The sequence below is a fragment of the Methanococcus maripaludis C5 genome (assembly GCF_000016125.1).
Lineage (GTDB): Archaea > AGJL01 > Methanococci > Methanococcales > Methanococcaceae > Methanococcus > Methanococcus maripaludis_D.
In genome coordinates, this window is record NC_009135.1 from 988021 (window position 1) to 1013109 (window position 25089).

The 25089-nt window shown below is 32.4% G+C and carries 31 protein-coding genes; 23 read left to right on the plus strand and 8 right to left on the minus strand.

Annotated features, from left to right (window positions below; genetic code table 11):
* Window positions 1–300 precede the first annotated feature (300 nt).
* The gene (locus tag MMARC5_RS05175; protein ID WP_011868782.1) at window positions 301–2961 is read left to right on the plus strand and encodes a valine--tRNA ligase; all 2661 of its coding nucleotides are present in this window, start codon (window positions 301–303) and stop codon (window positions 2959–2961) included.
* Between the two features lie 59 nt (window positions 2962–3020).
* On the opposite strand, the gene MMARC5_RS05180 is transcribed toward MMARC5_RS05175, so the two are convergent.
* The 3 genes from MMARC5_RS05180 to MMARC5_RS05190 form a co-directional block, all read right to left on the minus strand.
* Window positions 3021–3329, minus strand: a complete 309-nt coding sequence (locus MMARC5_RS05180) for an AzlD domain-containing protein (RefSeq protein ID WP_048058480.1) — start codon at window positions 3327–3329, stop codon at window positions 3021–3023.
* Complete coding sequence (locus MMARC5_RS05185) at window positions 3322–4038, minus strand: AzlC family ABC transporter permease (RefSeq protein ID WP_011868784.1); 717 nt, start codon at window positions 4036–4038, stop codon at window positions 3322–3324. The genes MMARC5_RS05180 and MMARC5_RS05185 overlap by 8 nt, the downstream gene beginning before the upstream one ends.
* 140 nt (window positions 4039–4178) lie before the next feature.
* The gene (locus MMARC5_RS05190) at window positions 4179–4961 is read right to left on the minus strand and encodes an MBL fold metallo-hydrolase (protein WP_011868785.1); all 783 of its coding nucleotides are present in this window, start codon (window positions 4959–4961) and stop codon (window positions 4179–4181) included.
* A gap of 76 nt (window positions 4962–5037) precedes the next feature.
* On the opposite strand from MMARC5_RS05190, the gene MMARC5_RS05195 reads away from it, so the two are divergent.
* The 6 genes from MMARC5_RS05195 to gatC all read left to right on the plus strand — a co-directional run bounded on the left by MMARC5_RS05195 (window position 5038) and on the right by gatC (window position 8289).
* The gene (locus MMARC5_RS05195; protein ID WP_011868786.1) at window positions 5038–5766 is read left to right on the plus strand and encodes an anaerobic ribonucleoside-triphosphate reductase activating protein; all 729 of its coding nucleotides are present in this window, start codon (window positions 5038–5040) and stop codon (window positions 5764–5766) included.
* A gap of 9 nt (window positions 5767–5775) precedes the next feature.
* Window positions 5776–6492 (plus strand): 6-hydroxymethylpterin diphosphokinase MptE-like protein, encoded by a 717-nt coding sequence (locus MMARC5_RS05200; protein WP_011868787.1) that lies wholly within the window; start codon window positions 5776–5778, stop codon window positions 6490–6492.
* 99 nt (window positions 6493–6591) lie between these two features.
* Window positions 6592–6876, plus strand: coding sequence for a chorismate mutase (locus MMARC5_RS05205; protein WP_011868788.1), 285 nt, complete (start codon window positions 6592–6594; stop codon window positions 6874–6876).
* Between the two features lie 84 nt (window positions 6877–6960).
* Entirely contained in the window at window positions 6961–7152 is a 192-nt protein-coding gene (locus tag MMARC5_RS05210; protein WP_011868789.1) for a 30S ribosomal protein S17e, read from the plus strand.
* 10 nt (window positions 7153–7162) lie between these two features.
* Entirely contained in the window at window positions 7163–8032 is an 870-nt protein-coding gene (gene dapA / locus MMARC5_RS05215) for a 4-hydroxy-tetrahydrodipicolinate synthase (protein ID WP_011868790.1), read from the plus strand.
* Window positions 8033–8049: 17 nt separating this feature from the next.
* Window positions 8050–8289 carry an Asp-tRNA(Asn) amidotransferase subunit GatC gene (gene gatC, locus MMARC5_RS05220; protein ID WP_011868791.1) on the plus strand — a complete coding sequence of 80 codons (240 nt, stop codon included), beginning with the start codon at window positions 8050–8052 and terminating at the stop codon, window positions 8287–8289.
* 530 nt (window positions 8290–8819) lie between these two features.
* Here gatC and MMARC5_RS05225 read toward each other — a convergent pair.
* Complete coding sequence (locus tag MMARC5_RS05225; protein WP_011868793.1) at window positions 8820–9464, minus strand: molybdenum cofactor guanylyltransferase; 645 nt, start codon at window positions 9462–9464, stop codon at window positions 8820–8822.
* Between the two features lie 109 nt (window positions 9465–9573).
* Between MMARC5_RS05225 and MMARC5_RS05230 the strand changes: the two genes are divergently transcribed.
* The 12 genes from MMARC5_RS05230 to MMARC5_RS05285 all read left to right on the plus strand — a co-directional run bounded on the left by MMARC5_RS05230 (window position 9574) and on the right by MMARC5_RS05285 (window position 19681).
* Window positions 9574–10260, plus strand: coding sequence for a peptidylprolyl isomerase (locus MMARC5_RS05230; RefSeq protein WP_048058481.1), 687 nt, complete (start codon window positions 9574–9576; stop codon window positions 10258–10260).
* Between the two features lie 130 nt (window positions 10261–10390).
* Entirely contained in the window at window positions 10391–11287 is an 897-nt protein-coding gene (gene moaA, locus MMARC5_RS05235; RefSeq protein WP_011868795.1) for a GTP 3',8-cyclase MoaA, read from the plus strand.
* Between the two features lie 96 nt (window positions 11288–11383).
* Entirely contained in the window at window positions 11384–11791 is a 408-nt protein-coding gene (locus tag MMARC5_RS05240; RefSeq protein ID WP_231288475.1) for a cupin domain-containing protein, read from the plus strand.
* A gap of 75 nt (window positions 11792–11866) precedes the next feature.
* Window positions 11867–13453 carry an S-layer protein gene (locus MMARC5_RS05245; protein WP_048058482.1) on the plus strand — a complete coding sequence of 529 codons (1587 nt, stop codon included), beginning with the start codon at window positions 11867–11869 and terminating at the stop codon, window positions 13451–13453.
* A 147-nt stretch (window positions 13454–13600) separates the two neighbouring features.
* Window positions 13601–14179 carry a helix-turn-helix domain-containing protein gene (locus tag MMARC5_RS05250; RefSeq protein WP_011868797.1) on the plus strand — a complete coding sequence of 193 codons (579 nt, stop codon included), beginning with the start codon at window positions 13601–13603 and terminating at the stop codon, window positions 14177–14179.
* Window positions 14180–14200: 21 nt separating this feature from the next.
* A complete protein-coding gene (locus tag MMARC5_RS05255; RefSeq protein WP_011868798.1) occupies window positions 14201–14608 on the plus strand; it encodes an acyl-CoA thioesterase in 408 nt (135 codons plus the stop codon).
* 21 nt (window positions 14609–14629) lie between these two features.
* A complete protein-coding gene (locus tag MMARC5_RS05260; RefSeq protein WP_011868799.1) occupies window positions 14630–16279 on the plus strand; it encodes an AMP-binding protein in 1650 nt (549 codons plus the stop codon).
* Between the two features lie 37 nt (window positions 16280–16316).
* A complete protein-coding gene (locus MMARC5_RS05265) occupies window positions 16317–17240 on the plus strand; it encodes a hypothetical protein (RefSeq protein ID WP_011868800.1) in 924 nt (307 codons plus the stop codon).
* An 18-nt stretch (window positions 17241–17258) separates the two neighbouring features.
* Window positions 17259–18167: a tyramine--L-glutamate ligase gene (mfnD, locus tag MMARC5_RS05270; protein ID WP_011868801.1), complete on the plus strand. Its 909-nt coding sequence runs from the start codon at window positions 17259–17261 to the stop codon at window positions 18165–18167.
* Between the two features lie 64 nt (window positions 18168–18231).
* Window positions 18232–18714: a DUF2124 family protein gene (locus MMARC5_RS05275; protein WP_011868802.1), complete on the plus strand. Its 483-nt coding sequence runs from the start codon at window positions 18232–18234 to the stop codon at window positions 18712–18714.
* A gap of 145 nt (window positions 18715–18859) precedes the next feature.
* Entirely contained in the window at window positions 18860–19150 is a 291-nt protein-coding gene (locus tag MMARC5_RS05280; protein WP_011868803.1) for a hypothetical protein, read from the plus strand.
* 96 nt (window positions 19151–19246) lie between these two features.
* Window positions 19247–19681, plus strand: a complete 435-nt coding sequence (locus MMARC5_RS05285) for a carboxymuconolactone decarboxylase family protein (protein ID WP_011868804.1) — start codon at window positions 19247–19249, stop codon at window positions 19679–19681.
* 12 nt (window positions 19682–19693) lie between these two features.
* Here the strand turns inward: MMARC5_RS05285 and taw2 are convergent, their stop codons facing one another.
* Together taw2 and MMARC5_RS05295 are read right to left on the minus strand one after the other, a co-directional pair.
* A complete protein-coding gene (gene taw2 / locus MMARC5_RS05290; RefSeq protein ID WP_463510006.1) occupies window positions 19694–20482 on the minus strand; it encodes a tRNA(Phe) (4-demethylwyosine(37)-C(7)) aminocarboxypropyltransferase Taw2 in 789 nt (262 codons plus the stop codon).
* 34 nt (window positions 20483–20516) lie between these two features.
* Window positions 20517–21032, minus strand: coding sequence for a DJ-1/PfpI family protein (locus MMARC5_RS05295; RefSeq protein WP_011868806.1), 516 nt, complete (start codon window positions 21030–21032; stop codon window positions 20517–20519).
* Window positions 21033–21151: 119 nt separating this feature from the next.
* On the opposite strand from MMARC5_RS05295, the gene MMARC5_RS05300 reads away from it, so the two are divergent.
* The 3 genes from MMARC5_RS05300 to MMARC5_RS05310 are packed head-to-tail and all read left to right on the plus strand — an operon-like array spanning window position 21152 to window position 22717.
* Window positions 21152–21448: a hypothetical protein gene (locus MMARC5_RS05300; protein ID WP_011868807.1), complete on the plus strand. Its 297-nt coding sequence runs from the start codon at window positions 21152–21154 to the stop codon at window positions 21446–21448.
* Between the two features lie 11 nt (window positions 21449–21459).
* Window positions 21460–21873, plus strand: coding sequence for a UPF0146 family protein (locus tag MMARC5_RS05305; RefSeq protein ID WP_011868808.1), 414 nt, complete (start codon window positions 21460–21462; stop codon window positions 21871–21873).
* A gap of 1 nt (window position 21874) precedes the next feature.
* On the plus strand, window positions 21875–22717 hold the full coding sequence (locus tag MMARC5_RS05310; protein WP_011868809.1) for a TatD family hydrolase: 843 nt from the start codon (window positions 21875–21877) through the stop codon (window positions 22715–22717).
* Here MMARC5_RS05310 and flaK read toward each other — a convergent pair.
* Window positions 22714–23406, minus strand: a complete 693-nt coding sequence (gene flaK, locus MMARC5_RS05315; protein WP_011868810.1) for a preflagellin peptidase FlaK — start codon at window positions 23404–23406, stop codon at window positions 22714–22716. The genes MMARC5_RS05310 and flaK overlap by 4 nt on opposite strands.
* A 40-nt stretch (window positions 23407–23446) precedes the next feature.
* Window positions 23447–24049 carry a class I SAM-dependent methyltransferase gene (locus tag MMARC5_RS05320; RefSeq protein ID WP_011868811.1) on the minus strand — a complete coding sequence of 201 codons (603 nt, stop codon included), beginning with the start codon at window positions 24047–24049 and terminating at the stop codon, window positions 23447–23449.
* 120 nt (window positions 24050–24169) lie between these two features.
* On the opposite strand from MMARC5_RS05320, the gene argF reads away from it, so the two are divergent.
* Window positions 24170–25084: an ornithine carbamoyltransferase gene (gene argF, locus MMARC5_RS05325; RefSeq protein WP_011868812.1), complete on the plus strand. Its 915-nt coding sequence runs from the start codon at window positions 24170–24172 to the stop codon at window positions 25082–25084.
* The last annotated feature ends 5 nt before the right edge of the window (window positions 25085–25089 follow it).

Genomic DNA, 25089 nt, shown 5'->3' on the forward strand with positions numbered 1-25089 from the left:
TAATATCAATTTAGCATTCAACCAATAAACTAATATAGAAACAATATTTAAATAAGTTAAATAAACCATTTATATATCCTGTAGATATTATTTAGAACGGATGATGATGAAAAGAGGGTTATCTGATTTTTTGGTGATGATATCTTCCATAAGCTGAATCTGTTATTTTTTATTATTACTTGCATTACAAATATAAATTTAAAAAACACAAGTTCATGATGATTATCAATATTATGTTAAAATTTTCAAAAAATTCTTATCGATTTTAAACGTTGATTTACCGCAAATTTGAGGGAAATAATGGAAATAAAAGAAGAATATTCAATAGAACTTGAGAAAAAAGTTCAGGAAAAATGGGAAAACGAAAAAACATTCAAATTCTTAGAAGATGAAAAAAGGCCCCCATATATTATCGATACCCCACCACCATATCCAACAGGCAGAATGCACCTTGGACACGGGCTTAACTGGACTTATATGGACATCATTGCGAGATTTAAAAGAATGAATGGATACGATGTGCTTTTCCCCCAGGGCTGGGACTGCCACGGGCTTCCAACAGAAGTTAAGGTTGAAGAATTAAACAATATCACTAAGTCAGATATTGACAGACATGAATTTAGAAGACTCTGTGTAGAATTAACTGATGAAAACGTAGAAAAAATGAGAGGCCAGGTTAGATCCCTTGGAATCTCGATTGACTGGGATAGAGAATACATTACAATGAATCCAGACTACGTTAGAAAATCACAGACTGCATTTTTGAAAATGTACGAAAAAGGGTTAATTTACAGGGGCAAACACCCCGTAAACTGGTGCCCGAGATGTGAAACTGCTATCGCATTTGCAGAAGTAGAATATCAAGAAAGAACTTCAAAATTAAACTACATAAAATTCCCATACGCAGAAAATGCTGAAAAATACCTTGAAATTGCAACATCACGACCTGAATTAATGGCTGCTTGTGTTGGAATCGTTGTGCACCCTGAAGATGAAAGATACAGCGATGTTATTGGAAAAACCGTTAGAGTTCCATTATTTAATCAGGACGTTACAGTTTACCCTGATTCCGATGTAGAACAAGACTTTGGTACTGGAGTTGTAATGGTTTGTACTTTTGGTGACAAAACTGACGTTACATGGGTAAACAGGCACAAATTAGAAGTTAAAAAAGCAATTAATGAAAAAGGACAGCTTACAGAAATCTGCGGAAGATATGCCGGTCAAAAATCAGACGATGCAAGAAAAGAGATTATTTCTGATTTAATTTCTGAAGACTACATGATAAAACAGGACCCTCTTGAACAGAACGTTGGTTCATGCTGGAGATGTAAAACCCCTATCGAGATCATTGTTGGAGATCAATGGTTTGTAAACGTTACAAAGCTATTAAAAGAAGTAGAAAACGCTGCAAACGAAATTTCATGGGTTCCAGAACATATGAAAGCAAGGCTTTTAAAATGGGTCGAAGATATGGGCTGGGACTGGTGTATTTCGAGACAGAGATTGTTTGCGACCCCAATTCCTGTTTGGTACTGTAAAGAATGTGGAGAAATCATTGTAGCAAAACCTGAAGATTTGCCAATAGATCCAACAAAAGACAGTCCATACACCTGTAAATGTGGAAACTCAAAGCTTGTTGCAGAAACTGATGTTTTAGATACATGGATGGATTCATCAATTACCCCACTCGTTATAGCAGGATGGCTTGAAGACGAAGAGTTCTTCAAAAAACACTACCCTGTTCAATTAAGACCTCAAGGCCACGATATCATCAGAACGTGGGCTTTTTACACGATTGTTAGATCACTTGCAATTACTGGAAAAAAACCATGGGATGAAATCGTAATTAACGGAATGGTTTTCGGTGAAGATGGATTTAAGATGAGTAAAAGCAGGGGAAACGTTGTAGAACCTGGAGAAATTACTAAAACTTACGGTGCAGACGCATTAAGATTATGGGCTTCAAACAGCACCATTGGAAAAGATGTTCCATTTGCCTGGAAAGAAGTTGAATATGGCGGAAGATTTTTACGAAAAATATGGAATGCATGTAAATTTGCAAAAATGAACGTTTCAGATGAAGTAATTTCCGAATTAAAATCATTGAAATCTATTGAAATTGATAACCCTGTTGATTTATGGATTTTAAGTAAATTAAATGATTTAATTTCAAAAGTTTCAAAAGACCTTGGAAATTACAAAATAAACACAGTTGTGGAAATTCAGAAATTCTTATGGCACGAATTCTGCGATAACTACATCGAAATGGTAAAACACAGACTCTACAACAAAGAAGAATCTGAAAGCGCTCAAAAAGAAAAATTAATGGCACAATACACACTTTACAAAGTAATTACAGAATCTGTAAAATTACTTACACCATTTACACCACACTTTGCAGAAATCGTTGGGGAAATCTACGAAATCGACGATTTGCATACCGCATGGCCAGTTGCAGATGAAAGCATGATATGTTTAGAAAACGAATTTATCGGAAAAGTTGCAAAGAATACGGTTGCATCAATCAGGAGATACAAATCAAACAAAGGAATGCCACTTAACGCAGAATTAAACAAAGTTGAAATGTACGTAAGCGATGAAAAAGATTTCAATGCTCTTTCAAAAGTTTCAGAAGATATCAAAAAATCTTTGAAAATTAAAGAACTTGAACTAAATCTTGGAAAACCACTCCTTGAGCAAAAAATTTCAGAAGTGACCCCAAACAAGTCCAAAATCGGTCCAGAATTTAAAAAAGATGCTGGAAAAGTAACTGCGCTTATTAAAGAAGCAGATGCAGAAACGATCGAAAAAATGCTTTCAGAAGGAATCGAAACTGAATTTGGTGCTTTGAACAAAGAACACATCAAAGAAGTAAGAAGAGCAATATATAACAAAGGAGAAATTGTTGAAACTGCAGATATCGACAGTTTAATCGATACTATTGCAATAATTCAATAATTTCAAATATTCTTTTTTAAAATATTTTTTAGATATTTATTTTTCCAATTTTTAAAAATTTAAATCAAAGTATGGACAATATATGCGCCAATTATTCCCCCAAATACTACGATTATCACGTTTAATCGGTAGTACGCCAGTATTAAAGAAACAATTCCCCCAAATACTGCTGAATAAATATTTCCTGTTGAATAAATTATTCCGGGGAATATTAACGATGCTAGAGCCGCATAAGGAATGTAGCTAAAAAATGCCCTCCAAAAATGCGGTAGTTTTGAATCCTTAAACAGCACGATTGGGAGCATTCTTGGAATATATGTTACAATTGCCATGAATATCACTAATAATACCATTTCTTCCCTACTCATCGCCATCACCATGTATAAACTTAGCTCCGATAAATGACGCCAGAATCGTCGTAATTATTATTATCCAGCCCGTAGATATAAAGTTAAACAAAGGAAGCCATGTCAGGGCAGAACTAATGAATATTGCAACCAGTACAATGTTTAAAACTTTGTTTGAACGTCTAATTGCAGGGATTAAAAGTCCAATAAACATTACGTAAAGCGAAATCCCCATACTGCTCTGTATCTCTTTTGGGATGCTTTCTGCTAAAAAAATTCCAAGAAAAGTTCCCAAGTTCCATGCAAAAAATGCGGTAAAATTTAATCCAAATAAAAATTCAGGACTTAATTTGGGCTCTTCTTTTAATGAAGCCACTGCAAAAGTTTCATCAGTTACTCCAAAAGAAATTAAACTCAAAAACTTTTTAGATTTTGTGTAGTCGATTCTCTGCGAAAGGGAAGAAGACATTAAAAAATGCCTTAAATTCAATATAAAAGTGGTTAAAACTATTTCAAAAGACGAAGTCCCAATAGCAATCAAATTAACCCCTACAAACTGGCTTGCACCTGCAAATATAATTAAAGACATTAAAATTGAAATTTCGTAAGGGATACCCATAGATTTTGCCAAAATCCCAAAAGCTACTCCAATTGGCAGATAACCTATGGATATAGGGATTGCATCTTTTATTCCTTCAAAATACAGTTTATTAAATGGCAACTGTTTCATGATTTCTCCAAATTTATATTTAGTTTTTTAAATTATTTAAAATTCGGTTTAAAAATTAAGATTCTCCGATTAATATGTAAATTTCACATATAACACTTTTTGTAAAGTATATAATACATAATATAAAAAAAATAGAAAAATTAAATTTCGAAAACACTTCCAACGTGTCCAAATTTAAATCCTTTAACGTAACTTAATTCTTTTGTAGCATTAAAGCCAGTGCAGTGCATTGGTGAAACTAATCTAAAATCTTGGTCATTTAAATAATCTTTAACCTGATTTATGTAATTTTCAGATACGCTGCCCATGTGAAAACCGCCAATAATCCCATTTACATCTTTTAACGTTTTTGCATGTTCGACACAGTTAATTAATCCGCTGTGAGTGCATCCTGAAAGAATTATGTCTTTTACAATAACAAACATATCATCAAGTATGATATCTTCTGTTTTTTGACCATTTTCTATTTTTTCAAAATCTTCTCTTTCGTAATAGTTATTTCTTGGAATTGTTCCAGAAATTATTAAATTTTCTGAAATTTTAACGGGTTTTTCTACAATTTTTAAATTTTTATAATTTTTTAAGAAATCTTTTATATTTTCATCGATTCCAATGTATCTTTTTCCATGGTATCTATCAACGAAAGAAGCCTCGTGAATATAGATTGGAACGTCTAAATTTTCCCCGTATTTTTCAATAAAATAATTAAATCCATCTGTGTGATCATAGTGACCGTGGCTAAAGATTACCGCATCAAAATTATCATCTTCATCCATCAATTTTAAATTATTCTCAAAAACCAGAGCGTTTTGACCGCAATCAAATAAAATTTTAGAATCGTTGTCTTTTATAATTGCTGAAAATCCAGACTGTGCTAAAAACTTTCCTTTTGCAGTATTGTCCACAAGTATTTTTATTTCCATGAAAAACCACCTTAAGAAATATTTAAATCATCTATTTTTATATATTATAGAAGTAACTGTTTTATATAAAACACATATGGGCACTGGTGAAATTTTGAAAATATCTGGAATCGTAGACCTCTCAACAATTGATTATCCAAAACATGCATCTGCTATTGTTTTTTTATCAGGATGCAATATGAAATGTGGTTACTGCCAAAATTATGAAACCATTACGACAAACATATCAGAAATGACCGCTGAAGAAGTTTTTAACGGCATGGATTTGATGTTTGCTGAATCACTTGTAATAAGTGGTGGAGAGCCAACCCTTCAGCCAGAAGCAGTTTTAGAACTTGCAAAACTTGCAAAAGAAAAAGGTTTTCCAGTTAAACTTGATACCAACGGAACAAACCCTGATTTGGTGGAAAAACTTGTTTTAAATAATTTAATAAATTACATTGCAATAGATGTGAAAGCAGGATTTGATAACTACGAAAAAATTACTGGATACAAAAAAGAAATTAAAGAAGATATTTTAAAAATAATAGATATCTGTAAAAAAGCAGGAGTATTTGTAGAATGCAGAACCACATTTATTCCAGAATTAATGGATGAATCAGATATTGGAGAAATTGCAAAAACCGTTAAAAACTGTGATTTATACACCATCCAGCAGTTTGACATAGAACATGCATATGATAAAGAAATGGAAAAATTAAAACCAATTAGCGAAGATGAATTACTTAGTTTAGGAAAACTTGCTAAAAATTATATTGAAAATGTGAAAATCAAAACATTATCAAGTGAAATACCAATCATTTAGAGCGATAATATGGATTTAAAGACATGGGGATCTTTTTACGAAAAAATCCTCGATGATTTCGGATACGGAAGTGCTGAAGACTTAAAAAGTGCAGAACTTCTTGAAGAAATTATTGAAAAATTTAAAAATAATGTGAATTTAAGTGAAATTTCTAAAAAGATCTTCGGAAAAGAGGTTTACGTCTTTGGTGCAGGCCCATCTCTTAAAAAACATGTTTTAAACTTAAAAGAAAATATGAATCAAGATATTACAATTATTGCAGCCGATGGAGCCACTAAAGCCCTGCTGGAAGAAAATATAGTTCCAGATATTATCGTTTCGGACTTAGATGGGGATATTAATTCAATTTTAAAAAGTAATGATCTTGGTTCAATCGTTGTAGCTCATGCCCATGGAGATAATATCGATAAACTTGAAAAATACATTGAATTACTGAAAAACATTGTTGGAAGCACCCAATTTCCGAAAAAATTTGATTTTCTCATAAATTACGGTGGATTTACTGACGGGGATAGGTGTTGTTTTTTAGCAGAAGAATTTGGCGCTAAAAAAATAATACTTTGCGGAATGGACTTTGGAATATATGTAACGAAATATTCGCGTCCAAACATTGAAAATGACGTTGAACTTGCCGATGAAGTTAAAGTGAAAAAATTAAAATATGCGGAAATGTTTGTAAATTGGCTTATTGAGAATGGAAATAGCCCCGTTGAGTTCATGGCCTAAGTCTATTTCTTGGATGTTTTAAAAAACCATAGGTAAGTTTAAATAATATATATTTCAATACTTTTTCTGATAATTCTATTTATTGCTCGTGGAGATATTATGTCAAATTCTTCGGAAAACAGACTCGAAGAAATTAGAAAGCGAATCAACGAAATTGACCAACAGTTAATCGAATTGATTGCTGAAAGAACCAGTTTCGCACCTGAAATTGCTACGCTGAAAAAGTCACTAGGAACTTGCGTCTTCGACCCTAAACGAGAAGAAGCAATATGCGAAAAAACACGTTTGATGTGTCAAAAGCACCACATAGAACCCGAAGTGGCCCTAAAAGTTATGAAGATTCTTATGGATTACAATAAAGAAGTCCAAAAAGACAGCATTTAAGGGTAAACTTAGCTAAATATATAATTATAATTACAAATGTAATAAGAAATGAAACAAGATTAACCATTCTCAAAAGGTGATAACTTGGGAAGAATAAGACAAACATTCATCAAAAGAACCGGCGAAGAACTCATCGAGAAATTTGCAGATAAGTTCACAAGCGATTTTGAAGAAAACAAAAAAGCTGTTGAAGAAGTTGCAATGATCTCGACAAAAACATTGAGAAACAGAGTTGCAGGCTACGTTACTGCTAAAGTAAAAAAAATGAACGCATAAGGGTGTAATTATGCAAGGTGTATATCCTGCGATTGTTACTCCATTTAAAGACGGCAAAGTGGACTACGATGGTTTGCGAACAAACATTGACTTTTTAATTGAAAATGGAATTAGTGGAGTTATTCCTGTTGGAACAACTGGTGAATCACCAACATTAACGCCATTGGAACATGAAAAAGTCATTGAAAATGTTGTTGAATTCGTAGACGGCCGTGTTGAAGTAATTGCAGGTACCGGTTCTAATTCAACTTCAGAAGCGCTAGAATTCTCGCAATATGCGGAAGATATCGGCGTTGATGGAGTGTTATTAATAACCCCATATTATAACAAACCAACTCAGGAAGGTTTGAAAAGGCATTTTGGAGAAATCGCAAATTCAATAAACGTGCCCATCGCTCTATACAACGTTCCTTCACGAACTGCGCTAAACATAGAACCAGAAACTATTAAATACTTATTTGAAGAATACAGTAATATAACAGCCATAAAAGAAGCTAATCCAAATTTATCTCAAGTTTCTGAGGTACTGGATTCGTGCAACATTGACGTATTGTCTGGAAATGATGAGTTAACTTTGCCAATCATATCCCTCGGAGGAAAGGGTGTTGTCAGCGTTATTGCAAATATTGCGCCAAAAGAATTCGTTCAGATGGTTGATTTTGCAAATGCAGGCAAATTTGACAAAGCAAAAGAAATTCACTACAAATTGTTTCCAATAATGAAATTAATGTTTGTCGAGACAAATCCCATACCGATTAAAACTGCGATGAACATGCTTGGAATGCCTTCAGGCGAGTTAAGGTTACCACTCTGCGAAATGGCGGAAGGCAATAAATTAAAATTGCAAAATGCACTTAACACCGTGGGCCTCTTAAAATAATCACAGTTCGTGATATTATGATTAATGTTGAAAAAATTCAAAAACAAGCGGATGAAATCGTTGCTCAGCTTTCGGAAGTTTTAGAAAACTTCGATCTCGAAACTGAAGAAGAGTACCATATTCTCGAAACGAAAAACGTACTCAGAGACGATGATGAAGCTTTTCTTGATGAATCATTCAAAAATGATGCATTGAATGTGGCGCCTAAAGTAAAAGACGGCTCAATTGTCGTTGAAAAAAGTAAATGGAGCCAATAATTCTTAAAAAATAACAAATGGAGCGTGAGACTATAAAAAGAAGCTCAAGAAGATGGAAAAAGAAAGGACAAATGAGATGGAAACACTACAAAAAAAGAATTAGAAGAATGAAGAAAGATAAGAGAGAAAACAAATAATTAAGTAACTAACTACTCTATTTTTATGTTTTAAATTTTAATTTTTGTTAATTTAAAAATAGCTTTCGAGTTTTTTAAAAATAATTTATAAAAAAGTTGGGGAGAATTTCTGATTTTTAGTTGGTATTGTAGTATGGGGATTTTAGTGTAGTACTATGGACTTTAAATGATATTTTGGTAACTACTGTATATCATTGGTTTAAGCTACACTCTCCATCGATCAGGGACACCACCCCTTTCGACATATTACTATTCTTTTTGGTTTGTATTTATTCTTTGCCGTAAATAAACGTTAATAATGGATATCTATATTTTCAGTAGGTATTTACTTTAAATATCAGAAAAAATCGCTTTAATAAATTATCAAATTAAATTTAAAAAAATATATAGTATTTATCGATCAAAACATGCGTTTTCAAGTTCTGCAAGAGTATTTAGGTTTATAAATACATTGCAAGATTCATCAATTTTTTCAACGTCAACATATAATGGATTTAATTCATCTATCAAACGCCTTATCGGAAATGATCTATCTTTCTCGAGCATTTCTTCGACAATTGTTCCAAGTACATTTACTGATGAAATGTGATATAATGAAAAAAGTGGTTCGATAAAGCCGTTTTTGTGTTTTGGAACGATACAATCATTGCCATTTAATTCTGCTTCTTTTATGCATTCGATTAAGTTTATGATAGATTCTTCAGTGATAAATGGCATGTCACATGGAACCAAAAAGACCCACTGTGAAGTTGTGTTCAACATTCCTGAAAGCATTCCAATTAAAGGGCCCATTCCGGGAACAAAATCCCAAGTAATCGTTTGATGATACTTTTTATAGTAATATAGCTGTTTTTCAATTTCGCCTTCAGGTTTTTCCAAAAATCTGGGGTTTTTAAATACTGTAACAAATGGAATTTCCATATCTAGAAGCATATCTGCAATATTTTCTATTAGATATTTATTGCCAGACTTTCTAAAGGATTTTTCTCCGCCCATACGTTCTGCTTTTCCGCCAGATAATATAATCGCTGATATCATAAGTTTCCCGATTTTTAAAACATGATTTTGACAAGATTTATATACTCTTTTATTTATACTTGTTGTGATAATCGTTGCGATTGGATTTATTGAAACAAATGGTGAAATAATGGAAAAAGGAAAACTCGTAAAAATTTCATACGACGGATATGTTGAAGAAAACTTGTTTGATACAACAAACGAAGAATTGGCTAAAGAACAAGGAATTTTCAATCCAAACATGGTTTACGGTTCAGTTACTGTTTCCGCTGGCGAAAAAATGTTAATTCCGGGACTCGACAGTGCCATTATGGAAATGAACGTTGGAGAAGAAAGAGAACTTGATTTAGCTGCTGAAGATGCTTTCGGTAAAAGAGACGCTTCACAGGTAAAAATCGTTCCAATGAAAGAATTCAAAAAACACAACGTAAACCCAATTCCAGGAATGCCTGTAAACATTGACAACAAAATCGGAAAAGTTGTTAGCGCAAACGGTGGAAGAATCTTAGTTGACTTCAACCACGAACTTGCAGGAAAAGATTTGAAATACAAATTAAAAATTGAAGAAGTTGTAGAAGCTCCTGAAGCTGTTGCTTTAGAAGTTGCAAAATTATTCATCCCAAGAATTTCAGAAGAAAACTTAAAAATAACCATTGACGGCGAAAACGTAACATTGGATCTCCCTGAAAACACAGCATTCATGCAAAACCTCCAAATGGTTAAAATGGGAATTTCTAACGAATTAATCAAAAGATTAGAAGCTAAAAAAGTTTCATTCATTGACAACTTCGTTAAAAAAGAAGAAAAAACCGAATAATTAAAATTAAATAATCTTCTCTTTTTCACTTTTTATTGGCGTCATTTTAAATAGTAACTTTTTTAAATTACACGGTACATAGTTAGTGTAAACATTACCCCTTAACCACAAATTACATCCTGTGATAATCATGGAAGACCGATACGGAAGAGAAATTCGTTCTTTTAGACTTTCAATAACCCCAAAATGCAACTTAAAATGTTTTTACTGCCATAAAGAAGGTAGGAATGAAGAACATGGTAAATTAATGAGTGCTGATGAAATTGGAAAAATTGTAAAATCTTCATTAGAGTTTGGAGTTAGAAAAATTAAGATTTCTGGTGGAGAACCGCTTTTAAGAACGGATTTACCAGAAATTATTGAAAATATCAAAGATGAACAAATAAAAGACATTTCTTTAACTACAAACGGAATATTACTTGAGAAATATGCACAAAAATTAAAAGATGCCGGACTCGATAGAGTAAATGTAAGTTTAGATACATTGAACCCCGAACAGTACAAAAAAATTACTGTTGGCGGAAATATCGAAAGCGTAAAAAAAGGAATAGAAAAAGCCATTGAAGTAGGTTTAACTCCATTAAAGGTTAATTTTTTGGCAATGGATTGTACAGTAAATCAACTTCCAGCAATTATGGATTACTGTAGAAAAATTGGTGCAATTCTTCAAATAATTGAATTTATTCCAATGGAACCTGAATTAAAACATCACCACATAGATGTTGTTCCAATTGAAGAAGAAATTGCAAAAAGTGCTGACCAAGTATTTACAAGAAAATTCATGCAAAACAGGAAAAAATACCTTATTGATGGATTGGAAGTTGAATTTGTTAGACCAATGGATAATACCGAATTTTGCGAACACTGTACAAGAATAAGGCTTACATATGACGGTTATTTAAAACCCTGCCTTTTAAGAGACGATAATTTAGTAGATGTCGTAAATCCAGTTCGAAATGGGGAAGATACTAGGAAATATTTCATAAAATGTATTGAAGAAAGAGAACCGTTCTGTAAAGCTCAGTGAAATAATGAAAACTGCTGAATATTTCATTGAAAAGCTTGATTTAGAAAAACATCCTGAAGGGGATTCTATAAAAGAATTTACCAATCTGAAGAAGTAATTTCAAAAGATAAATTACCAAAAAGATACAATTCAGACCGATTCTATTCTACTTCGATATACTATCTTTTAAGTGGAAACGATGTTTCGAAATTTCACCGTTTAAAATCTGATGAGATATGGCATTACCATTTTGGAAGTTCAGCCATCGTTCACATTATTGATGAATATGGAAAATATACCTTAAAAAAGTTGGGATCCAATCTTGAAGAAAATGAAAATTTTCAAGTAATTATCTCTAAAAATTCCTATTTTGCAGCAGAACTTATTGAAAAAAGTTCTTTTATAATTGTTGGGTGCACTGTATCCCAGGGTTTTGATTTTGAAGATTTCCACCTTGCTTCGAAAGAAGAACTATTAACAAAATATCCTAAACATTCTAATATAATTAAAAAATTTTCTGATTAATATTAAACCCAATTACGTAGGTTATTTATCATTCTAAATGAAAATATATTATTAATGAGGAGAATGGGTGAAATTTTGAAATCGATTCTAAAAAAAATAGGATGCATTCTATTTGGAAGCACACTATTGTCTGCGTCTGTCACAGCAGTTTACGCTCTCGAAAAATACGGGAATGTCAATGACTTTTTAGATGATGATTTAGTAAAGAACGGGAATCCTGATGTTTATATCGTAGTTGGAGAAAACTCCGCTACACCAGATGTAACATCTGCAAACAAAATATCTGCAAAAATCGGAACTCTTACATACACTGAAAAGGTTGTTGAAGACACATCTACAACAGGATATCAAATTATTGGAGAATCTGAAAGTATTAATTTACTGGATGGAACAGATAAATTAGATAGTGCAGGTACTAAAAAATCGTGGATTTTAGTTATTGGAGCAGATGACAGTTATTCTGACTATTTCGACGATGATGAAGGAAATTCATTTTCATATTCTGAATTTTCGGAAGCAGATAAAACGAGATCTCTTGGAGAATTAGGATATTTACTTAAGTTATATGATATAGATCCAAAAAACCATTTTGAATCGGATGATGATGCCTCAGAACTGGTATTTGTAAGAATTACTGATTCAGACAAAAATGCAAATTCTCAAACATACAATATCGAAAAAGATATGGTTTATGTATCAATTGTCTATCCTAATCAAATATCTGCCTTTAAACTAGCAAAAGAATTAGAAGAAGGTTATGAAATTCCGTTTTTGGGCGATAAATACCGTATTGTAAAAATTGATGAAGATGATGACATAATATATCTTGGAACAGCTTCTTATGAAGGAACCATTGCACATAACGAATACATAAGTTCAGGCGAATATCAGGTAGTTTTGGGAGAAATTTTAGAAAATGAGGATGAATACCGTGTTGAAATATCAGTATTAAGAAATGGAAACATGATTGAAGAACATACTGAAACATTAAGTTCTGATAAGTCATTCTCATTCATTGCAGGAAAGATTGGAGTTACAGTTCATGATGTATGGCTAAATACGGCTGCAGATACTGGCTATGCAGATATTACAATATGTAAATCAATTACTGAATTAGAGTTGGGGGAAGAATACATTGAAAACTGGGAAATAAGGGCAGTCGTCAATAACGATGGAAATATCGACTTTTTAAAAACTTATGAAGATAAAACTGTAGGAATTGCACTTGTATATAATGGAAATGATATTGAAAGAATAAAAGATGGTGACAGAATCGAGATTGCAGATTATGTAAATTTAGTATTTGATGATGAAGATGATCTTGATAAAATGATTGCTGAATTTACGGCTGAAAAAACAGTAACTACTGGTTCAACCGGAGGTACATTGGTTACAACGTCAGGAAAAGTTCCAGAAGTTGTCCTTGATAGTGAAATCGAACTTGATGAAACGGACAAAAATTTAATCCTTATAGGTGGCCCTGTTGCAAACCATTTAACAAAAGAGTTGCAGAATAAAGGAAAAATTGATATCGACAATGAAAGTCCTGCGACAGCAGTTTTAGTTGAAGGTGCAGCAAATGGAAATAACGTCCTTGTAATTGCAGGAGGGGATAGATACAGTACGGAAAGTGCAGTATTGTCCATCATGAATCTCATTTAATACACTTTTAAATTATTTCTTTTTTCAAATTTGTTCAAAATATAATCGTGTTCAACAGATAATTTTTTAAAAGCTAAATCCATATTCATAGTGAAAAGTATGGCCGCGATATCATGCTTCTTAAAAAATAGTAACTAGAGGATAAAAATGGCTGAAAAAAACCACGTCGGCATTAAAATCAAACAAACACGAGAAAGACAAAATATGTCAATCGAAGAACTTGCAAAAGCAAGTAACAGCAGTGTAAATCTTATCGAAAGCTTGGAAAATGGAGATTTAGTTCCGTCATTAACCCCTATTTTCAAAATTGCAAGAGCTCTTGGCGTTAGACTCGGTACATTTTTAGACGATGCTCCTCAGAGCGGTCCTGTGTTAACCAAATCTGGAAGCTCAGAAAGTATCGTCAGATTTTCTGGAAAAATCGATGGAACCAAAGATAGCAAATTAGATTTTTATGCACTCGCAGCTGAAAAACAGGACAGACATATGGAACCATTCCTAATAGATGTTCATCCACTTGAATCTGATGAATACAAACTCTCTTCACATGAAGGAGAAGAATTTATCTATGTAATGGATGGAGAAATCGAAGTATTATATGGGCAGGAAAAATACCTCCTTAAAAAAGGAGACAGCATATACTACGATTCGATAGTTCCACATGATTTGCATGCATTTGGAAAAGATGTTGCAAAAATTCTTGCAGTAATATACTCACCATTCTAATCTTTAAAAATTGTGATAATAATGTTTAAAACAACCGTAACCCCTCGATTTGGCGATGTTGATGGATTAAAACATGTAAACAACATCGTACCTGCAATTTGGTTTGAACAGGCCAGAAATCCATTATTCGAAATATTTGTACCAGACTTTGATTTAAGCTACGAAAAATGGAATTTAATTATGGTAAGAACAGAATTTGACTTCGTAGGGCAGATGTATCTTGGAATGGACGTTGAAATTAGATCATATATTTCAAAAATTGGAAATTCATCATTTACAATGTACCAGGAAGCCTGGCAAAACGGCAAATTGGCCGTAAAAGGAAAAGCAGTTGCTGTTCATTATGATTTTATAAATCAAAAGTCAGTTCCGATACCAGATTCCATTAAAGAAAAGTTAAAAGAACACTTTATCGAAGGAATCGATTAATAGCACATTTAGAGGTACATCATGCTTTTTACAAACGATACCCTTGGAGAACTCTTTGAAAAGCAGGTTCGAAAAGATCCTGAAAGAGAATTCATGGTATATCCCGATAGAAATCTTAGATTAACATATAAAGAATTTGACGATAGAGTAAATATGCTCGCAAAAGGGCTTCTTGAAATTGGCATAACTAAAGGAGACCACGTTGGAATATGGGCTAAAAACGTTCCAGACTGGCTTACATTCATGTTTGCAACTGCAAAAATTGGGGCAGTTTTGGTTACAGTAAACACCGCATATAAAAGCCATGAACTTGCGTATGTTCTCAAACAGTCTGACATGAAAGCCCTTGCAATTATTGATGGATTTAGGGATACAAGTTATATCGATATTTTGTATGAACTCGTTCCAGAATTAAAAACATGCCAGCGAGGCGGTTTAAACAGTTCAGAATTCCCATTCTTAAAAAGCGTAATTTACGTTGGACAGGAAAAACACCGTGGAATGTACAACACCAACGAATTAATGCTTCTTGGAAAACACCAACCTGATGACGAACTCTTAAGGATTAAAAAAGAGTTAGATTCTGATGATGTAATAAACATGCAGTATACGTCTGGAACTACGGGTTTTCCAAAGGGAGTAATGCTCACACACAAAAACATCTTGAATAACGGGTTTTATATCGGCGATAGACAGAAATTTACTAAAGAGGACAGGTTGTGTATAACAGTACCGCTTTTCCATTGTTTTGGTATTGTTCTTGCAGTTATGGCAATTTTAACTCATGGAGGTACTATGGTAATGGTTGAGCTTTTCGACCCGCTGTTAGTTCTAGCTGCAGTTCAGAAAGAAAAGTGTACTGCCCTTTATGGGGTACCAACCATGTTTATTGCAGAGTACAGCCACCCGATGTTTGACATGTTTGATCTTTCCAGTCTTCGTACAGGCATTATGGCAGGATCCACACCACCAATAGAAGTCATGAAAAAAGTGGTTAAGGACATGTACATGACTGGAATAACGAGTGTATATGGTTTAACAGAAGGATCTCCAGGATTTACCCAAACTAGTATTGATGACTCGTTAGAAAAAAGAGTACAAACTGTTGGAAGAAAATTACCAGAATGTGAGGTAAAACTTGTAGATCCCGAAACTGGAGAAACTGTAGGTCCGGGAGAAATTGGAGAAATATGCTGTAAAGGCTACAATGTCATGAAAGGATACTATAAAATGCCTGAAAAGACTAAAGAAGTAATCGATGAAGATGGTTGGCTCCACAGTGGTGATTTAGCTACAGTAGATGAAGAAGGATACTACTCAATTGTGGGCCGTATCAAAGAAATGATCATTCGTGGTGGGGAAAACATCTACCCACGAGAAATTGAGGAATTTTTATACACCATGCCGGGAATTAACGATGCGCAAGTCATTGGAATTCCCGATGAAAAATACGGGGAAATTGTTGGTGCATTTGTAATCCCTAAAGAAGATTATGACATTAGAGAAGAAGACGTTAGAGACTATGCAATTGATAAAATTGCAAGATATAAGGTTCCTAAACACGTATTTGTAGTTAAAGAATTTCCTATGACTGCCAGTGGAAAAATACAGAAGTTTAAATTAGTAGAACTTGCAGTTGAACTCTTGAAAAAAGAAACGGAAGAATTATAATACCTTTTTTTATAATTTTTAGATTTATGGTAAAATTATGCAGTATATCGATAAATCAAACGAAGAATTTTTATCCGAAATTTACAAAATAGTTGGAAAAATAAGATTAGAAATCGGCCTCAGTGAATCAGAAATTACAATTTCAGATTTTGAATTTAAAATTGATGCTGGAAATAAAAATAATTTAATTTTAATGTTTTATACGCCCACAAGAACCGATAAATCGCTACTTATCGGCCCAGGTGGCTGGGTAATTGGTAGACTAAGGGAAGAATTAAAAAATAAATTCAAAGAAAATTTAGTTATTCGAGTAGAAAGTTATATCGATAGAAAAAAGGAACTTGAAACTATTGAAAAGTCAATTTCCCAGTTGAAAACGAATGGATTGGATATATCGCCTAAAAAAGATGCTTTAGTGATAATACAGTGTGAAAATGATCTTTCATCGATCGATTTTATAAAAGAATATTTCAATCCGTTTTGTATAACGTTTGACCTTGGAACCGCAATGCTACCCCATAAAAATAGAAACAGAATCGAACAGGTTTTGAAAGACAAAAATATAAACTACGAAATCTTAAGCCCGTATCTATTAAATAATGAACAGATTGTTGATTCGATATCAAAAAACCCGTGTGAAACTGTCTGCAATAACTTAATTTCAGAAATGTTAAATTATGCAAAAAATAAAAACTTTGAGATAATGGTTTTCAACCATTTTAACAAAACTTATGAATTAATGAACGAAATTCACATGATAAATTTCTTAAAAATGTTTCCAGTTAAGTTGAACTCATTGATACATAAGGGCAGAAGTTTAGATTGCCCACTGTTCATACAATCCTGCAAAAGAAACAAAATAACGAAAACATTCAAAGTAAAACAGATCGTTTCAGATGTCTACAGCGGTCTTGTAGAACCTACTGAAGGTGCAGAAGAAATTATGAAATATTTAAAATAAATTTTAAAGAGTGAAAACTTGGATGACAAAAAAATATTTCTTTTTGAATTTACAGTTGGAACTGGACTCGTCCCCGATGAACTCCTCGCTGAAGGAAAATTAATGTTTGATATATTGTTAAATCAATTTTTAAATGAAAATTATACTGTTAAAACAATACTTTGCGAAAAAATAGCTAAAAAATATCCTGAATATCATGAAATGGATAATTTAGAGATAACTGTTTCGAACGATTACATAAATTCAGTTAAAGAGTGTTTAGAGGTTTCAGATTTTGCACTTGCAATTGCGCCAGAAGAAGATATGATATTGTATAACTTAACAGAGCTTATCGAAGAAAGCGGCTGTTTAAATTTAGGCTGTGAAAAATTAGGGGTAAAAATTGCAGGAGACAAATTTTTAACCTACGAAGCGATTAAAAATTTCGTAAATACGCCAAAAACATTCCCAATTAAAAAATACGTTGTTAAAAACAGGCTTGGATGCGACAGTACCCACGATACGTTTGATGAAAATTACATTGTTCAGGAATTTATTGAAGGAGAACCATATTCCATCATTTTTATTGCAAAAAATAAAAAATTCTATCCATTATGTATGAATAAACAGTATATTGAAGAGAGATACTGCGGAGGGGAAATAAATATTGATCACCCCCTAAAAGAAAAGGCGATTATTGAATGTAAGAAAACTCTCGAACAAATCGATGGAATTAACGGTTACGTTGGAGTAGATTTCATGATCAATGGAAAAGAAATCTCAATTTTAGAAGTAAATCCAAGAATTACAACTTCAATTTGTGGAATTAGATCAAAACCGTCAGTTGGAAAACTTTTGATAGATAATGCGCTTGGAAAGGAGATAAACTTCGAAGTTGAACCTGGTTTAAAATTTAAAAGAAACGATTTTGGATTTGAATTTTTATAAAATTTATTTTTAAATTCTAAAAATTTAACTATTTTAAAATACAGATATTATTACGAGGGATATTATGGACTTCGTAAAATCTGGAAAATGCCTTTCATTTTTTGTTGAGGAATTTAAATCGGAAATAGAATCTAAAAACGCTAAAAAAATAGTGTATATCGGTTCAAAAGGGGTTTGCTTTTCGATGGCCCAGCTTTTTGGATATTCAATTAGAAATACTGTTAAAAATCAATACTTTATTCCTGATGCAGAAATTGAAAATTCTGTAGAATATGAACTCACAGATATAGGTTACAGGTTTTTCGGGCTTGAAAATAAAAAAAATCTGATAAATCCCGATATTTTAGTAATTATGGGCGGAATTGCAACTGCACATTCAAAAGCTACGCCTGATGAAGTAAATGCCATAATCAAGAATCTGAGTCCCAAAAAAATTATTGGAATAAGCATTTGTAATGTATTTAAACATAATAAATGGCTTGATAAAATTGATTTTGACGTATTAGTTGATGGAACATTGGATCCAGTAAATTTATGGAAAAAATAGATTTAATATATTTATCGTCGATATAACTTTTTTTAAGAAATTGCCCCGACAAAAATGTTCTTTTTTTAAATATTTCAGTAATATGTATATATTATTTAAAAAAAATAATTATACGTAGAAATTAAAATTATATTTTGGGGTAATCATGGGGGCACTTACAGAATATTTGGAATTAAAAGATGAAACTTGCCATTTAAAAGAAGAAGTTTCAAGAGTAATGACAGATAGAAAACGAACTACTTCCGAAAAACGAGAAATTGTAGAAAGCTTACAGAAGCGATTGAGATTAAAAAAACAGAGAATTAGAATACTGCACGACAAAGTAGTAGCCTACTATCTATTTCCAGGACTGCTTATTATTGTAGCTGCCCTAGCATTTCGATTTTCAGAATCGTTTAGAGAAATATTGATTGAAATTTTGATGAAATTTATTTAAATGCTTTTTTTGTTTTTGATTTATTTTTCGATTTTTATTTAATGGAAAACTCACATTATACAAATCACTGATGTCTAAAAGAATTATCGTGATAGTATGAATGAAAACAGTTCAATTTCTGATGAAAAATTATTCAAATTAATGGAAATCGTTAAAAAAAGGTACGGAAAAGTTCCGTACATTATTGAAAAAATGAAAACTAATCCAAAACTTTTAGAATCAAAAATCAACTACGATGAAGCTGTTGTTGATGATTACAAGCATATTGACCCAAAAACTGCGGAATTGATTTCTATTGCAGTTGTTTCAGCTCTCGGTTGTGAACACTGCATCGAATTTCACATCGAAGCTGCTAAAAAAATGGGAATAAGTGAAGAACAGATTATGACTGCTGTTTTAATTGCAGGATCATTATCAAATGCAGCAGTTCTTTCGAAATCAACACGTGCACTTCAAAAAGTAAACAATACACTAAAATACGATGAAAATAGCCTAAGCTGTCCTGAATGTAATATTTTAGGAACAAAATAATTTTTTTACGTTTTAAATTTTTAAAAATTCTGCATCGACTACAACGTGCCAGATTCCAGGAGCATATTTCTTTATTTTATTAATTTTATATTTATCCAATTTATAGCCGTTTTTCTCTGCATGATATTTTAAACGCTCTATCGGGCGAGATTCGAGTATTTTTTCATGAACTGTTTCATGGTAGTGAATTACTCCGCCATTCTCGTGAAGTATTTCAAAAGCTTTGTCCAAAAATTTATGGGTTTTTAAAACATAACCCATTGAAATCCTGTTTGCAATATTTTTTAAGGAAAAATCCCTATTGTCTCCCAAAATGGGAGTTACATTTTCGATTTTATTTAATTTTATATTTTCAGAAAGGTGGTGATAAGAATCAGGATTTAATTCAAGAGCGTAAATCATTTTAGGATTTGAATATTTTGCAATAGGAATTGTAAAGTATCCAATCCCTGCAAACATGTCTACAACAATTTCATTGCTGTTTGAAAGAGTACTTATTCGCTTTCGTTCTTCTAAATTTCCCATGCTCCACATTACTTTTGATACATCAATTTTAAAAAGGCACCCGTGTTCTTTATGTATTGTTTCTGTTTTGGTTCCGTAGAGTAATTTTATTTTTGGAGTTCTTAAATCTCCAGTAATATGTGTATTATATTTTACAATAGTTTTGCATTTGGTCTTTTCTACCAAATAATTAATTTCATTGTCGTTTAAATTCTTTTTAACGATTAAAATATCGCCTATTTTTTGATATTTTGGTGTTTTAAATTCCATATTTTCACGTAAATTATAATTTAAGATTAAAATTAATTTAAAAATTTAAAAAAAGAATTGTTTATTTTCCAAGCGCTTCTGCAATTTTTAATCCAAATTCTTTTGCAGCGTCAGGATTTCTTCCAGTAATTACTTTTCCATCCACAATTACAGCTTCGTCCAGGTAAATTGCTCCGTTTTGCTGTAAAACTGCAATAGATTCATCATCTGGAAATACTGTTACTTTTTTACCATTTAAAAGTCCCGCTTGTGCTAGAACTGCTGGCGAAATGCATATTGCGGCGGTAACTTTTCCCTGTTTATTAAATTCTTTTAAAAGTTCAAGTAATTTTTCGTTATTCCAGAGGAAATCTCGTGAACCCCCTCCCCCAACAATAACTATCGCATCAAAATCGTTTGAATTTACTTCTTCAATCGTTTTTGTTGTTGTCATTACTTTGCCCATAACTCCCTTATGCTGTCCGATTGTAGTTGAAACTACCTGTGTAGCAATATTTTTGCTCTGAAATACCTGTAAAGGTTCAAAAAGTTCTTCATCCCTAAATCTTTCTGGTGCAATAACCATTACTATGGTCACGAAAATCCCTCCTTCTTCGCTTCAATATTTAAACATATATATCTTAATTTATAAAAACGTAAATAATGTAAATGCAAATTACTATTAAAAAGTACAATATTTGAACCATTTGTGAAAAAATGAACTTTAATTCGATAAAAGCAGATTACAAAAAATTAATAATTTCTATTGCCCTAGATATTGTTGGTATGGCCACATATTTAATCCCAGGACTTGGAGAATCTGGAGATTTAGTATGGGCCCCAATATATGCGTTAATTATTAGAAATTTATACCATTCATCAATTTTGGGAATTTTGGGGGGATTTGAAGAAATTTTAATTGGAACGGATGCAATTCCTTCAGCCACGATATTTTGGATACTTGAAACGCTCGGAATCATCAAAAATAAAGAATTTCAGGAAATTTACAAATAAAGGGATATTCTATGGATACAATTTTTAAATACATCAATGAAAATTATGGCCATATAAAAAATAAAGGTTTAAAAGTCGCAGAACTTGGAATTGGATTTTATTTCGATAACGCTAAAAAGTTAAAAGATTCCGGCTTTGAGGTAATTGTTATCGATATAAACAAAAATGCAGTTTTGGATGCTAAAGAAACCGGATTAAATGCATTTTATGATGATTTATTTAATCCAGATCTTAAAATTTATAAAAATGTTGGATTAATTTACTCGTTTAGGCCTCCAAGAGATCTTCAACCATTTATTTTAGAAATTGCAAAAAAAATAAACTGTAATTTAATTGTAAAAGCACTCAGCGGCGAAGAACCAATTGAAGAATTAAAACTCGTAAATTACAAAGGAAAACCAATTTACGTGTGGAAAAGGGATTAAAATGGATATTTTAAAAGAACTTCCGATAACTGACAACCATATCCATATCGATCCAGTAAATGGACTCGGGCCAGAAAAAGTTGCAAAGACATTTAAAAATGCAGGTGGAAAAGTGATGATTATACCAAATAAACCTGCATTTAGTACCAATTTGACCAAAACAATGGATGAAATGATCTCGATAATCGAAAAAGTAAGGGAAAATGGGGTACTTGCATTTGGAATTTTGGGCGTTCACCCTGCAGAATTAACAGTAATGATTAAAAATGGAATCGAACTTGAAACTGCCAAACATTACATGATAGATGCACTTGATTATGCAAAAAATATGGTTTTGGAAAATGATTTTTTAATTGGAATTGGTGAAGTTGGAAGGCCGCATTATGAAGTTGAAGAAAAAATATGGGATGCATCAAATGAAATTCTAACTTATTCGATGGAAATTGCAAAAGATATCGATTGCGCAGTGCAAATACATGCTGAGAGTGCATCAAAAGAACAGTTTTTTGAATTTGCAGAAATGGCAAAATCGGTGAAACTTTCTCCAGAAAAAGTTACAAAACATCACTCTTCAGATATGGTTTTAGAAGGCGAAGAATTTGGAATTTTTCCATCAATTGTTGCTTCAAAACCAATTGATACTGCAATTGAAAAATCTACCCGATTTTTAATGGAAACCGACTATATCGATGATTTAAAAAGACCAGGGGTTGTTCTTGGAATAAGAACGGTGCCAAGAAAAACCAGACAGTTACTTGAAAATGAAATAATTGATGAAGAAAAATGCTTTAAAATCCATAAAGAAAACGTAGAAAAAGTTTATGAAATTGAAATCGAATTTTAGAACGGAATTAAAAAGTCGAGTATCCTATCTCCAATTATTGGAGTTACTAAATACGATAGGGTTATTGGAATTATGAGTGGAATCTGTGGTGTAACCCAGATTTCTTCTTCGTCAGCATATTTTGAAAAGTCTTCGTCATCTGCTGCAGGGAAGAAATTTATCTTGTCATTTTGGCCCATTATAAGTCTTTTTTGCTCTTTTGCATTTTTTACTTTCATTTTTTCTCCAAAAAACATTAAAATAACGTCTTTACCGGTTTTTGGTCTTGCACCATTCAATATATTTCTAAATAATATAACAAACGGCAAAAACACCATGAAAAATATTCCGTTTATGAAAACCATTATTGGAAAAGTGGGCAAATAATTTAAGTTTAAAAGTGTTCCAAGGGACGTATAAATTGGCATCTGAAATTTTGGAACTAATGCACCAAGCCCAATTAGCATCTTTCCGTCTCCACCACCAATTCCGGATAAAAACATCATGTATCCAAGAATAAAGCATATTACAAATCCTGAAATTGAATTTATCAAAATTGAATAATCTGAAAGCGTAATTGATGAATAAATTGCAAATAAAATCCCAAATACTGCTAAAAAAATCCATATGTAGTCTTCAATTTCTCGACTTCTAAAATCCATAACTGAAGCTATGATTAATCCTAGCGCTCCAATAACATATTCTATCAAATTATCGCCCTCTACGTTAATTAATTGAAATTATGTAAAATTATTCGTTATTCGTATTTACGGATTTTAAAACCCTGTATCCGCCAGATATCGTGACTGTTTCAACGTTTCCATAAATTTCTTCCATGTATTTAGTAAGTGACTTTGCACCATGCTTTGTTTGGATAACTACCCAGATCGATCCATTTTCATTTAAAAGTTCGTGACCTTTTGAAATAATTTTGTGTATTAACTCTTTCCCTGCTTTTATCGGAGGATTTGAAATAATTACACTGTATTTTTTATTTTTTACTTTCTCGTATAAGTCCCCTTGGAAAACCTCGATATTTTTCTCAGATTTTCCATTTAATTTTACATTTTTTCTTGTGAGGCTAACAGAACGGTTATTTACATCAGTCATTGTAACTGAATTAACCTCATCTGCAATTGAAATCCCGATAACCCCGTATCCACATCCAACATCTAAAACATTGTCGGATTTTAAGAGTTCCAATTCTTCGACAAGTATTATGGTCCCCTTGTCGATTTTTTTTGGAGAAAAAACTCCACTATCAGTCTTGAATGAAAATTTTTTTCCTCGAAGTATACCTGAAACTGTGGATTCATCATGTTTTGAATCCGGATTTTCTGAAAAATAGTGCATGAAATTTCAACTCTTGATTACAATTAACTATTATTTAGGAATATTTTAAATATAAGATGTATATTAAATTTTATCTTCAATTGTATTTTTGATTGTTTCAATGTTTTTAGTGGTGGTACTATGGATTTATTAACACTTTGGAATTTAGAGCGAGAAGAAGTTTTAAAAATTATTGAAGATGCTGAATACTTTAAGAAAAATAGATGCGGCCATGATATCTTGAAAAACAAGAGTATTGCCTTGATTTTTGAGAGCCCATCTACCAGAACCAGAATGAGTTTTGATCTTGCAGTACACGAACTTGGGGGGCACTCCTTGATGATGAATGAAGGAGAAATCCACCTTGGAAAAAAAGAAAGCATTGCTGACACTGCACGAGTTATGAGCAGATTTGTTGATGCGATCGTTGCTAGAGTTAAAAGTCACAAAACACTGGAAGATCTTGCAGAATATGGAAGTGTTCCAGTAATTAATGCACTTTGCGACCTTGCACACCCTTGCCAGATTTTAGCAGACTTACTCACAATGAAAGAAAATGGCAAAGACTTCAAAGGACTAAAATTAGCATACTTTGGAGACGGAAACAATGTATCAAACTCTTTGATGATTGCAGGTGCAATTTTAGGAATGGATGTTGTTATTGCAACCCCTAGAAGCTATGAACCAAGCGGACTTTTCGTTAAAAAAGCCCTTGAAATAATTGCAAAATATGGGGAAGGAAGTTTAACCTTAACTGACGATCCAGAAATCGCTGCAAAAGATGCAGATGTGTTATATACTGATGTATGGATCAGCATGAACGACAAAAATAAAAATTTAGAAGAAATCTTAAAAATATTCCCTAAATTCCAGATAAATGCTGAACTTTTATCAAAAGCAAAAGAAGATGCAATAGTACTTCACTGCCTTCCTGCAAACAGGGGTTTTGAAATTACTGATGAAGTAATCGATGGAAAACAGTCCAAAGTATTCGATCAAGCTGAAAATAGGCTACATGCTCAAAAATCAGTTTTGAAATACATTTTTGAACACTAAATTAT

Bases quoted from the DNA above. Each gene is read 5' to 3' on its own strand.
- MMARC5_RS05180 (WP_048058480.1), bottom strand. From the start codon at position 3,329: ATGAGTAGGGAAGAAATGGTATTATTAGTGATATTCATGGCAATTGTA.
- MMARC5_RS05275 (WP_011868802.1), top strand. From the start codon at position 18,232: ATGGACTTCGTAAAATCTGGAAAATGCCTTTCATTTTTTGTTGAGGAA.
- MMARC5_RS05175 (WP_011868782.1), top strand. From the start codon at position 301: ATGGAAATAAAAGAAGAATATTCAATAGAACTTGAGAAAAAAGTTCAG.
- MMARC5_RS05230 (WP_048058481.1), top strand. From the start codon at position 9,574: ATGGAAAAAGGAAAACTCGTAAAAATTTCATACGACGGATATGTTGAA.
- argF (WP_011868812.1), top strand. From the start codon at position 24,170: ATGGATTTATTAACACTTTGGAATTTAGAGCGAGAAGAAGTTTTAAAA.
- MMARC5_RS05250 (WP_011868797.1), top strand. From the start codon at position 13,601: ATGGCTGAAAAAAACCACGTCGGCATTAAAATCAAACAAACACGAGAA.
- MMARC5_RS05225 (WP_011868793.1), bottom strand. From the start codon at position 9,464: ATGATATCAGCGATTATATTATCTGGCGGAAAAGCAGAACGTATGGGC.
- MMARC5_RS05190 (WP_011868785.1), bottom strand. From the start codon at position 4,961: ATGGAAATAAAAATACTTGTGGACAATACTGCAAAAGGAAAGTTTTTA.
- MMARC5_RS05280 (WP_011868803.1), top strand. From the start codon at position 18,860: ATGGGGGCACTTACAGAATATTTGGAATTAAAAGATGAAACTTGCCAT.
- MMARC5_RS05320 (WP_011868811.1), bottom strand. From the start codon at position 24,049: ATGCACTATTTTTCAGAAAATCCGGATTCAAAACATGATGAATCCACA.
- MMARC5_RS05260 (WP_011868799.1), top strand. From the start codon at position 14,630: ATGCTTTTTACAAACGATACCCTTGGAGAACTCTTTGAAAAGCAGGTT.
- MMARC5_RS05185 (WP_011868784.1), bottom strand. From the start codon at position 4,038: ATGAAACAGTTGCCATTTAATAAACTGTATTTTGAAGGAATAAAAGAT.
- MMARC5_RS05255 (WP_011868798.1), top strand. From the start codon at position 14,201: ATGTTTAAAACAACCGTAACCCCTCGATTTGGCGATGTTGATGGATTA.
- MMARC5_RS05300 (WP_011868807.1), top strand. From the start codon at position 21,152: ATGAACTTTAATTCGATAAAAGCAGATTACAAAAAATTAATAATTTCT.
- MMARC5_RS05200 (WP_011868787.1), top strand. From the start codon at position 5,776: ATGGATTTAAAGACATGGGGATCTTTTTACGAAAAAATCCTCGATGAT.
- gatC (WP_011868791.1), top strand. From the start codon at position 8,050: ATGATTAATGTTGAAAAAATTCAAAAACAAGCGGATGAAATCGTTGCT.
- moaA (WP_011868795.1), top strand. From the start codon at position 10,391: ATGGAAGACCGATACGGAAGAGAAATTCGTTCTTTTAGACTTTCAATA.
- MMARC5_RS05305 (WP_011868808.1), top strand. From the start codon at position 21,460: ATGGATACAATTTTTAAATACATCAATGAAAATTATGGCCATATAAAA.
- MMARC5_RS05195 (WP_011868786.1), top strand. From the start codon at position 5,038: ATGGGCACTGGTGAAATTTTGAAAATATCTGGAATCGTAGACCTCTCA.
- MMARC5_RS05265 (WP_011868800.1), top strand. From the start codon at position 16,317: ATGCAGTATATCGATAAATCAAACGAAGAATTTTTATCCGAAATTTAC.
- MMARC5_RS05205 (WP_011868788.1), top strand. From the start codon at position 6,592: ATGTCAAATTCTTCGGAAAACAGACTCGAAGAAATTAGAAAGCGAATC.
- dapA (WP_011868790.1), top strand. From the start codon at position 7,163: ATGCAAGGTGTATATCCTGCGATTGTTACTCCATTTAAAGACGGCAAA.
- MMARC5_RS05285 (WP_011868804.1), top strand. From the start codon at position 19,247: ATGAATGAAAACAGTTCAATTTCTGATGAAAAATTATTCAAATTAATG.
- MMARC5_RS05310 (WP_011868809.1), top strand. From the start codon at position 21,875: ATGGATATTTTAAAAGAACTTCCGATAACTGACAACCATATCCATATC.